This is a genomic window from Candidatus Micrarchaeia archaeon, from assembly GCA_041653315.1.
Classification (GTDB): Archaea; Micrarchaeota; Micrarchaeia; order Anstonellales; family JAHKLY01; genus JAHKLY01.
In genome coordinates, this window is the sequence record JBAZFO010000037.1 from 1 (window position 1) to 10,962 (window position 10,962).

At 28.1% G+C, this 10,962-nt stretch carries 11 protein-coding genes and 1 tRNA gene; 6 read left to right on the plus strand and 6 right to left on the minus strand.

Annotated elements, in window-relative coordinates; genetic code table 11:
* Positions 1 to 467: tetratricopeptide repeat protein (locus tag WC356_06370; protein MFA5382768.1), on the plus strand; the 467-nt coding region annotated here is incomplete at its 5' end.
* Positions 468 to 509: 42 nt separating this feature from the next.
* On the opposite strand, the gene ppdK is transcribed toward WC356_06370, so the two are convergent.
* Both ppdK and WC356_06380 read right to left on the minus strand, forming a co-directional pair.
* Positions 510 to 3,134: a pyruvate, phosphate dikinase gene (gene ppdK / locus WC356_06375; protein ID MFA5382769.1), complete on the minus strand. Its 2,625-nt coding sequence runs from the start codon at positions 3,132 to 3,134 to the stop codon at positions 510 to 512.
* 81 nt (positions 3,135 to 3,215) lie between these two features.
* Positions 3,216 to 3,296, minus strand: a tRNA-Ser gene (locus tag WC356_06380).
* A gap of 100 nt (positions 3,297 to 3,396) precedes the next feature.
* Here WC356_06380 and WC356_06385 point away from each other — a divergent pair.
* The 3 genes from WC356_06385 (at position 3,397) to WC356_06395 (ending at position 6,344) form a co-directional block, all read left to right on the plus strand.
* On the plus strand, positions 3,397 to 5,067 hold the full coding sequence (locus tag WC356_06385; GenBank protein MFA5382770.1) for a hypothetical protein: 1,671 nt from the start codon (positions 3,397 to 3,399) through the stop codon (positions 5,065 to 5,067).
* Between the two features lie 20 nt (positions 5,068 to 5,087).
* Positions 5,088 to 5,798 (plus strand): hypothetical protein, encoded by a 711-nt coding sequence (locus tag WC356_06390; GenBank protein MFA5382771.1) that lies wholly within the window; start codon positions 5,088 to 5,090, stop codon positions 5,796 to 5,798.
* 69 nt (positions 5,799 to 5,867) lie between these two features.
* Positions 5,868 to 6,344, plus strand: coding sequence for an adenosine-specific kinase (locus WC356_06395; GenBank protein ID MFA5382772.1), 477 nt, complete (start codon positions 5,868 to 5,870; stop codon positions 6,342 to 6,344).
* Here the strand turns inward: WC356_06395 and WC356_06400 are convergent.
* Positions 6,341 to 7,201, minus strand: a complete 861-nt coding sequence (locus WC356_06400; GenBank protein ID MFA5382773.1) for a hypothetical protein — start codon at positions 7,199 to 7,201, stop codon at positions 6,341 to 6,343. The two genes, WC356_06395 and WC356_06400, sit on opposite strands and share 4 nt — an antisense overlap.
* A 307-nt stretch (positions 7,202 to 7,508) precedes the next feature.
* On the opposite strand from WC356_06400, the gene WC356_06405 reads away from it, so the two are divergent.
* Positions 7,509 to 7,979, plus strand: a complete 471-nt coding sequence (locus WC356_06405) for a hypothetical protein (protein ID MFA5382774.1) — start codon at positions 7,509 to 7,511, stop codon at positions 7,977 to 7,979.
* A gap of 10 nt (positions 7,980 to 7,989) precedes the next feature.
* Positions 7,990 to 9,120, plus strand: coding sequence for a [Fe-Fe] hydrogenase large subunit C-terminal domain-containing protein (locus WC356_06410; GenBank protein ID MFA5382775.1), 1,131 nt, complete (start codon positions 7,990 to 7,992; stop codon positions 9,118 to 9,120).
* A 158-nt stretch (positions 9,121 to 9,278) separates the two neighbouring features.
* On the opposite strand, the gene WC356_06415 is transcribed toward WC356_06410, so the two are convergent.
* The 3 genes from WC356_06415 to WC356_06425 form a co-directional block, all read right to left on the minus strand.
* A complete protein-coding gene (locus tag WC356_06415; GenBank protein MFA5382776.1) occupies positions 9,279 to 9,848 on the minus strand; it encodes a KEOPS complex kinase/ATPase Bud32 in 570 nt (189 codons plus the stop codon).
* Entirely contained in the window at positions 9,835 to 10,656 is an 822-nt protein-coding gene (locus WC356_06420) for a M50 family metallopeptidase (protein MFA5382777.1), read from the minus strand. Before WC356_06420 ends, WC356_06415 begins: the two co-directional genes overlap by 14 nt.
* 4 nt (positions 10,657 to 10,660) lie before the next feature.
* The coding region (locus WC356_06425) for an AAA family ATPase (GenBank protein ID MFA5382778.1) at positions 10,661 to 10,962 on the minus strand (302 nt) is incomplete at its 5' end.

Consider the following 10,962-nt stretch of genomic DNA (forward strand, 5'->3'; position numbering starts at 1 on the left):
AACAATATATTAGAAAAGGAGATACGGCGTATTATTTTGGAGATTACGATAATGCAATAGATGATTATACTAAAGCAATAGAATTAAACCCAAATCATGCAGTCGCATATAACAACAGAGGAGTTGCAAAAGATGGGTTGGGAGATTATCAAGGCGCAATAAAAGATTATACTAAAGCAATAGAATTAGATCCAAATCATGCAGTCGCATATTATAACAATAGAGAAAATTCAAAATTCAAATTAGGACAATATGAAGAAGCAATAAAAGATTATAATAAAGCAATAGAATTAGATCCAATAGATGGGGATACATATAATAACAGAGGATTTGCTAAATTCAAATTAGGAGATTATGAAGGCGCAATAGAAGATCATACTAAAGCAATGGAATTAGATCCAACTAATAATCTATTCCCTATTTTACTTGAGAGGGTCAAAAAAATTATACCTAGAACTAAGGATTAAATGTTAAATTTTGTTTTTAACATCTTTTTTTAATCCTTATTTTCAATTTTTATTTTTTATTGCTGACTGCGCTGCTGCTAAACGCGCAATAGGAACTCTATAAGGCGAACAGCTTACATAAGTTAATCCTGTTTTATGACAGAAATCAATTGATTCTGGTTCTCCACCTTGTTCACCGCATATACCTATTTTTATATTTGGTCTTGTTTGTCTTCCTAAATCGCAGGTCATTTTAATCAATTTTCCAACCCCTTTTTGATCAATAGTTTCAAAAGGGTCTTTTTCTAAAATTCCTTTTTCTTTATAATCTTTAATAAATTTGCCTGCATCATCTCTTGAATATCCAAAAGTCATTTGAGTTAAATCATTTGTACCAAAAGAAAAGAATTCTGCTGTTTTAGCTATTTCATCAGCAGTTAAAGCAGCCCTGGGAATTTCAATCATTGTTCCTATTTTATATTTTAATTCTTGTTTGCTTTCTAAAATCATTTTATCTGCTGTTTCTTTTATTATTTTTGCTAAATATTCTAATTCCTCTGTTTTTCCAATTAAAGGAACCATAATTTCTGGTTTTGCATCAATACCTTCTTTTCTTGTTTTTAATGCTGCACCTATAATTGCTTGTGTTTGCATAACAGCAATCTCTGGATAAGTAATTGCTAATCTGCATCCTCTATGTCCCAACATTGGATTAAATTCATGCAATTCTTGAATTGTATTTCTTAATTTTTGTTCTTCAATATTCATTTCTTTTGATAATTCTATAATATCTTTATCTTCTCTTGGTAAAAACTCATGTAAAGGAGGATCTAGTAATCTGATAGTAACTTCTAATCCATTCATAACTTTAAATATTTCATAAAAATCTCCTTCCTGCATAGGTCTTATTTTTTGCAATGCTTTTTCTCTTCCTTGTTTTGATTCAGATAAAATCATTTCTCTCACTGCTTTGATTCTTTCTTCATCAAAAAACATATGTTCTGTTCTGCATAATCCAATTCCTTCAGCACCAAATTTTCTTGCTGTTAATGAATCTTTTGGTGTATCTGCATTTGTTCTTACTCCTAATTTTCTTGTTTCATCAGCCCATTTCATTAAAGTTTCAAAATCTCCGCTTAATTCTGGGTCAACTACTCTTATCTTGTCTTTGAAAACTTGTCCTGTTGTTCCATCTAATGTAATAAAATCTCCTTCTTTTATTAAAACACCTTTTTTTGTTGTAAATTGTTTTTTATTTTCATCTACATTAATATCTCCACATCCTGCTATACAGCATTTTCCCATACCTCTTGCTACTACTGCTGCATGTGAAGTCATACCTCCTGTTGAAGTTAATATTCCTTGTGCTGCATTCATACCTTCAATATCTTCAGGAGAGGTTTCTTTTCTAACTAAAATTACTTTTTCTCCATTTTGTTTTTTTTCATAAGCTTCTTCAGCTGAGAATACTGCAATTCCAACTGCTCCACCAGGAGATGCAGGCAATCCTTTTGCAATTTCTTCTGCATCATTTTTAGCAACTTCGTCTAATTGCTTATGCAGTAATTGATCTAATTGTTTTGCATCAATTCTCATTATAGCAGTTTCTTTATCAATTAAATTTTCTTTTTCCATATCAACTGCAATTTTAACTGCTGCTTTTGCTGTTCTTTTTCCAGATCTCGTTTGTAAAAAGAATAACTTACCTTCTTGAATTGTGAATTCAACATCCTGCATATCTTTATAATGTTTTTCTAATTTTTCTACTGTTTCTTTGAATTCATTATAAATATTTAAATTTTGATTTTCTAAATCTGAAATAGGTCTTGGAGTTCTTATACCTGCAACAACATCTTCTCCTTGTGCGTTCATTAGAAATTCACCATATAATTTATTTTCTCCTGTTGCAGGATTTCTTGAAAATGCAACTCCTGTTCCAGAAGTTTCACCCATATTTCCAAAAACCATTGCTTGAATATTTACTGCTGTTCCTTTTAATCCAGTAATTTCATTTAATCTTCTATATGTAATTGCTCTTTCATTATTCCATGAGCCAAAAACAGCATCAATTGCTTTCCATAATTGTTCTTTTGGATCTTGGGGAAAATCATTTCCAGTTTCTTTTTTAATTAGTTCTTTATATTTTCCAACTAATTTTTCTAAGTCATTTTCATCTAAATCTGTATCATATTCTATCCCTTTTTGGTCTTTAATTTCCTGCAATGCTTTTTCAAAAGAAGAATGTTTTACTCCTAAAACAACATCCCCAAACATTTGTAAAAATCTTCTATATGAATCCATTGCAAATCTTTTATTTTTTGTTTTATTTGCTAAACCAAAAACAGTTTTATCATTTAATCCTAAATTTAATACAGTATCCATCATACCTGGCATTGATATTGCAGCACCTGATCTTACTGAAACTAATAATGGGTCATCTGTGCCTAATTTTTTATCCATTTTTTCTTCTAATTCTATAAGATTTTCTTCAACTTGTTTTTTCATTTCTTCTGTGTAAGTTTTGTCATTTTTATAATATTCTTCACATGCTTTTGTTGTAATTGTAAATCCGGGAGGTACATTTACTCCGATGTTTGTCATTTCACTTAAATTAGCGCCTTTTCCACCTAATAAAGATTTCATATCTTTTTTTCCTTCTCCAAAAAAATATACATATTTTTCTACCATATCAATCACCTGAGTATTATATTTATAAGTAGTTCATTTAGTATATTTATTAAATAGTTAATTATTATAAAGGTTGGTAAACGCCGGCGACAGGAATTGAACCTGCGAGTCCAAAGGACACTGGTTTTCGAGACCAGCGCATTACCGCTCTGCCACACCGGCTTTTTTTATTTATTGATTTTGATTATTTATACAATAAAAACATTTATAAACACAAGCAGACATATTAATTAATACAATTTATTATATTTGAGGTGTTAAAATGGGAGAAGATAATCGTGCAGAAAAAAATGTTTTAATTATAACAAGTGTCCTTATTGCAGCAATAGTTTTAGTTGTGGCAGGATTAGTACTTAATGTTCCAGAATTTTTAGGATTTAATTTATTTGAAAATCAAGAAAATGAAGAACCAGTAAAAAATATTGAATCTTATTTAAATCAAAACCAAATTGAAACAACCGAAGAAGTTGAATTAGAGGAAGAACCAGAAGAAGAACCAAAAGAAGAAAAAATAGAAGCATTAGATACTTCAATTTCTATTTTAATAAATGATGGTGATGAAGAAACAGAAAATAGAGAAGTTGAATTATTATTAAAAGCAAAAGAAGTTTATAGATGTAAATTATGGAATGAAAATGAAGATTATTATACTGCAGATTGGTTTGATTTTGAAAAAGAAGAAATGGAAATGAATTGGGAATTAACTTCTGCTGGAGGAACAAAAGAAGTATTTTTTCAATGCAAAGATGAAGAAGATATTTTAACACCAGTTGTTTCAGATAAAATTTTTTATGATAAAGACTATCCTTCTGGAAGTGGAGGACATTCTTCAGGTGGGTCATCAAATAATGATGTTCCAGATTCAGTACCAAAATATCCATATGATTTAGTTTTGAATTTATATGGGGATACAGAAGAATATACAACTATTAGAGAGATAGATATTGAATTTTCAGTTAAAAATGCAGAAATATGCGAAATTTATGAAGAAGAGGGATTTGGAAGAGCAGTTTTATGTGATTCACAAGAAATTGAAGATTTTGTTTTAAGTGAAGGAGACGAATTAAAAACAATTTATTTTAGAGCAAAAAGAATAGGTGGAACTTGGGTAGAAATTTCAAAAAATATTATTTTAATTGAAAATGAACCAGAAAAACCAAAAGTTAATTTACGAATAGATGATAGTCCATATATAACCTTTATATTTGGTACAGAAGAAGAACCAGTTCCAGCTACAATTGATCATTATGAGATTTATAGAAAAACAGGTAATGCACCAGACGAAACAGAACCAAGAAAAAGAACAAATACTGATTCATTTGTAAAAATAGCAGATGTTGATTCAATTTCATATCAAGATACAAATGTAATTGAAGGAGAAAGATATACATATTATATAATTGCAGAAGATATTATTGGAAGAGAAAGCCCAAAATCAAATTATTTAACTCATGATGTTTTAGGAGATGCACCAACAGTTGAAATTGTAAGCCCAATAGATAGAGAAACAAGATATGGGATGACTTTTGTTGCATATAAAATTAATGATGACATTTCAAAAACTTTGGATGTATTAGTTTTTCTAGATGGCGTGAAATATTCACAAGGAGAAAAAAGAGTAGACCCAATGTTAAATTATGTTGCTCTTTTAAATTTAGATCAAGAAGGATCACATACATTGAAAATTAGGGTGACAGATGAAGCAGGACAAAGTACATACAGTGATGAAATTGAATTTAAATGGTATGAAACACAAGAAGATGATGATAATAACGACGATAATGGTGAACCAGCAGAAACAAATGAGGGAGTATCAAGCAGAAGACAAAATACAAATGATCCAAGCCCAGGAGATGTAACTCCAAGCCCAGAGCCAGATAATAAACCAACAGAAACAGTAAAGGAAATGGCTCCAAAAGTTAATGCAGTTTAACAATAAATGAGGTGTGTTAAATGGACCGTATTGAACGTAGATCAATTAAAAAAGCCAAAAAACTCGCTTTAAGAGTTAATGGAGGTAAAGTTGTATTATTTAGGGGAAGAGCATTAAGAAAAATAATAAGTGCAAAAGTATTATTGGAACAGGAAGTAGCAAGATTAGGCAAAGCAGACACTTCATCTAATTTAACAGATATACAAATAGAACTAGGGGAATTAAAAAAAGCAGAAGATAGTTTATTTAAGAAAAAATCATCTGATATGGTTGAAGATAAAAATATGGGTTTACTTTGGTATGGAGTTGACAGAAAGAAAGTAGAGATTATTATTAATAAAATTATAGATGGAAACGTAAGTTATTCTCTTGATGAAGCAAAAAGTGTTTTTATATCTGTTTTATCTATAGAATGGAGATTAGTCTGTGAAAAATATATTAAAGAAGTTAAAGAAGAATCTACGGAATTAACAGTAACACAACTTGAATTAGTTTTAAAAGCAAAAGAAAAATTGATTAAATTATATCCAAGTTTAGAAGGACAAAAAATAATAAAAACAGAAAAAGAGGCACATTCTCTAGGTTTTCTAGTTCATTTTCCCACTATTCTTTTTGGATTAAAAAAAGAGCATTTAAGAAAAAAACATCTAAATACTTGTATTTCAGATGATGCATTATACTGTGAGATATTAAACATTAAAGATAGAATAGTTAATACATATTTTGAATAATATATTTAATCCAAAAAACCTTTATTTTACCTTTTTATTTTTATCTATTCTTAATTAATTGGTGATTTTATGGATTTAAAATTAGTAGAAATAAACACTGGATTTAATATGATAATAGGCCAGGCGCATTTTATTAAGACAATTGAAGATATTTATGAAACAATAATAAACACAGTTCCTAATGCTAAATTTGCAGTAGCTTTTTGTGAAGCATCAGGTCCTTGTTTAATACGCTATGAATCAACAGATAAAGAATTGGAAGAGAAGACTATAGATATTGCGCGTAAGTTATCAGCAGGACACTCATTTGTAATTTTAATGAAAGATATGTATCCTATAAATATTTTAAATCAAATAAAACAAGTTCTAGAAGTATGTAATATATTTTGTGCTACTCAAAACTCAGTACAAGTAATTATAGCAGAAACAGACCAAGGAAGAGGAATTTTAGGAGTAATAGATGGAGATAAATCAAAAGGAATTGAAACAGAAGATGATAAAATACATAGAAAAGAATTTTTAAGAAAAATTGGATATAAATTTTAATCTTTTTTATTTAGTTTTTTATTTATCATTTTTATTACATTTTTATCTTTTTCCCAAAATGAATATTCTCTTAAACTTTCAAATATTCTATTTATCTCTTCATCTTTTTTCTTAGCCAATATAAGTAATTTATTATATAGTTCTTCATTTTCTGGATGTGTTTCTCTTATTTCTAATATACATTCAATTACTTCTGCGCCTTTTTTAATATAGTTTTTCTTTATTCTTGTTCCATTAAATGTACATGCTAATTCAAGTAATTCTATAAATCTTATTTCAAAGCTTTCTAAAGAAAAAGTATTTGAAATATTTAAAATATGAGTAAGAGTTTTGTCAAGCGATTCTTTTTCTCCGCAAAATATTTTTTCAAATTTTATTAATGCATTTTTTGTTTTTATTTTTCCAAAGCAGTCTATAATAATATTCAATTTTGTATTTCGTTTACTAAAAAAATAATTTAAAATAAATCTAATTAATTTATTCTTGATATATATCCCGCAAGAGGAGAGATTATCAATTGAATTTTCAATATCTTTTTTAGTTATTTTTTCAAGGTAGGGAGATAAAACTTCAGTTATTATTCTTTTTTGGGTTTCTGTATCTATTTTTTCATTTGAAAAGATAAGTATATCTTCAAAAATATTTGATCCTTTTTTAAAATGGCCGTCTTCGCCAAGAAATTCTTTAAATTCATTTCCATACACACAATTTACAAACCAATGAAATGTTCGTTTTGCTCCTCTTGGTTTATGAGGTATTTTACCATTTGTGCTATCATTTTTAGGTTCACAATTTGAAAAATTAATATTTGAACTATCCTTCTGAAAGAATATTTGGGGTTTAAATACTTGTTCCATAGTATATTATTTATAACAAAATGTTTTTATTTAGTTCTTAAAACCACAGGAAAAGCTTTAAAAAGAGTTCCTATAAATAGAATAAACAAAACTATTTGTGTTTAAAGTAAACTATAAATAAAAGGTGTCTATTTGGGAAAACGACCAAGAAAATGGAAGAAAAAAGGCAGAATGCGCTGGAAATGGCTACAAAAAAGAAGGCGTAGATTAAAGAAGAAAATGAAGAGAAGAAAAGGAGAATTATAAACTTCTTAAGGCCTAATTTTATAAATTATTCTTTCCTAGTTTTAACTAGGAGGATGATTAAATGGATTATAAAAAACTATTATTATCTGCAATATTTGTGATGTTAATTAGTATAATTATTCATACTGCTGGTTCGTTTATAGATATGGATTATTATACAGATTCAAATAATTTTGGAGTATGGAGCGAAATAATGATGCCTAATACAGGTATGCCTGGAATTGAATTTTATGGAGTATCTTTATTATTTAATTTTGTAATTGGTATAATATTAACTTTAGTTTATATATTAATTGCAAAACCAATTAGACAAAGTTCAATTTTAAAAACAGGTTTATTTTATGGATTTTTATTATTTGTGATAACAGGAATTCCATTTACTTTGAATATATTTCTATTATTTGCAGTTCCTAGTGGATTATTGATAAGCTGGATTATACAAAATTTATTAATTTCAATCATAAGCGGTGTAGGAATAGTATATATAATGAGATATTCATGCAAATTCAATAACGCAGGAGCTTTAAAATAGGAGTTTATTTATGATATCAGAGGATGCAAAACAAGTAATAAGTATGCTTGAAAATAAGAAAACGATTATGGTTGCGCAAATAGCACCAGCAGTAAGAGTTTCAATAGGAGAAGAATTTGGATATAAACAAGGCGCAGAAGTAACAGAGAAATTAATAAGCGCTTTAAAAAAAGCAGGTTTTGATTATGTATTTGATACGAGTTTTGGGGCAGACATAGTTACTTTAGAAGAAGCATATGAATTAGATTTAAGATTAAAAAATAATGGTCCTTTTCCTTTAATGACATCTTGCTGTATTGGGTGGAGAAATCACGGGATGAAATTTTATCCTCAAAAATTAAAAAAACTCTCAACTTGTATGGCACCACAGATAACTTTAGGCGCCCTGATTAATAGTTATTTATTGCAATATTTAAAATTAAAAAATAAAAAAGTAGATAATGATAAACAAGTTGGGGTAGTTTCAATTATGCCTTGTATTTTAAAAAAACAGGAAGCAAAACAAGAAGCAACAATTGGATTGGAAGAAGTAAATTTTGTTTTAACAACAAAAGAATGTGCTGATTTATTAAAATATAAAAAAATAGATTTAAAAAAATGTAAAAAACAGGAATTTGATAAATATTTAGGTCATGCTACACAAGCAGGAAAAAAATTTGGTGCTACAGGAGGAGTTTTAGAAGCAGTGATTAATACATATGCAGTAATGAAAGGGGATAAAACAAGAATAAGTATTGATGATAATGAACCAATAAATGAATATTCAATAAAGATTAATGGTCAAGAACTAAACATTGCAAAAGTTTGGACTTTACCAAATTTGGATAACTTATTAAAAAAAGCTGAAAAGGAGAATAAAATATATCATTTAATTGAAGTTATGGCTTGTCCTTATGGTTGTGTTGGGGGTCCAGGTCAACCCATTCCAATAAGTAATGAAAAAAATAAAAAACGCGCAAATGCATTAAGAAAATATGCTAAAAAAGAGAAAATGAAAACTCCTTATGATAATAAAGATATAAGAAAAATATATAATTTGTATTTAGATAAAATAGGAACAGAAAAGACAAAAGAGCTTTTACATATGGGTTTTATACAGTCCAAAATAAAAAACAATTTAGAAAAAATAAATTCTGTTTAAGAAATCAATTTAATAAGTCAAGGAGAATCAATAATATGTACTGCAGTTTGTCCTGACTATAAAGTGCAATGTATTAATTTTAGGGGTGAATTAGAAGAGAAAATATTTCTAAATAAATGTTATATAATATTGAACGATTGTTGTATTAAATAGAACATTTATCTTTCTGCGTAGCGCACTCTTTTTTCAATAATTTCTGCGCGTGTTATTATTTCTTTATCTCCTATGTTAGAATATTCTTTTACAAATAAAGCGCCTTTTTTATTGCCAAGCGCTTTTTTCATTGTAATTAAATCCATTGCTTTATCCTCTACTTTTTTAGAGAAAAATCCAAGGCCGAAATCAATAACTGCTATTCCTTTTGAAGTTTGTATTAAATTAGCAGGAGTATAATCACCATGAATAATATCTAATGAATGTAATTTTATTAAAATTTCAGCAGATTCTTTAATTTGTTTTTCAGAGATTTTATAATCATAAAGCATTTTTCCATTTATTTTTTTTAAAATTATTTTATACTTAGAAATATTATAAATTATGGGACATAAAATTCCAGTTTCTTTTGCACGTGAAAGTAGTTTAGCTTCTTGTCTAGTTCTTTCTGTTCTTAATTTTTCATCTAATGATTTTTCTCTATATTCTTTTTCAATTCTTTCTTTAACTAATGCATTTAAATCAAAATAATTAATTGGATAAACAATTGCTTCTGCTCCTTTAAACTTCTGCATATTTTTGGCCCCCTAAAATTGACCTAAATAAAAATCCCATTATCATTAACATTATTATAAAAGAAACAGCACTTCCACCACCAATTAAGAATAATATTCCTAAGGAGATTAAAACTATTGTTAGCCATATCCCAATATTATATGATATTACTTTTCCACCATCTAATGGGTGCATTGGGACCATATTAAATGCAGCTAAAAATGCATTTATATATGCAGAAAATAATAAAACATGTAACCAAAATCCAGTTGAAAATAATTCACCTGCCATTAAGCCAAACCCTTCTGTTGCTCCTTCAATTGTTCCTGTTGAAATTAAACTTGTTAATAAAAAGATCCCTATAAATGCAGATATAGATAAAATGATATTAACAATTGCGCCAGCAGAAGCAATATGCCCTCTTTCTTTTTTAGTTAAATATCCCGAAGAAGCAATATAAACTGCACCTGGAGCTGCAAATATAAATCCCGAAAATATACCTAATATAAACATAAATAGTAATCCAAAAGTCCAAGATCTAAATTCAGCATAACATCCATATTTTATTGCAGTAAATTTATGCCCCATTTCATGCAAAACAAACCCAGGCGAAACTGCAAATAAAAAGAGCATAAAATTATATGTAAATTGTTCTGGTGATTGAAAAATTCTTTGAGTTATTACTTCAATTATTCCTGCTTCTGGATTGCTAACAACTCCTGTTGCAAAAGTTAAAGCTAAGGAAATTGCTAAAACAGAAATTATTATTTCTAATATTTCTCTTGAAGTAAAAGTATATTTTTTTTGAACTGGAATATAATCTTCCATTTAATCACCCAAACATATATGAAACAGATTCTTTAAACTTTTCCATTCTTTCTTTATATTCTTTAGTACTGCTTGGTTTTATTTTTTCCATTGCTTTTTCAAAATGTTCTTTTGTTATTTGTTTTTTGTTTTCTCTTATTGCTTCCATTCCTGCTTCTCTACATAAATTTTCTAAATCTGCCCCACTGAAATCTCTTGTTCCTGTTGCTAAAGTATTTATATCAACATCTTTTGCTAAAGGCATTTTTTTAGTATGTACTTTTAATATTTCCAACCTAGTTTTTTCTTCTGGCATAGGGATATCTA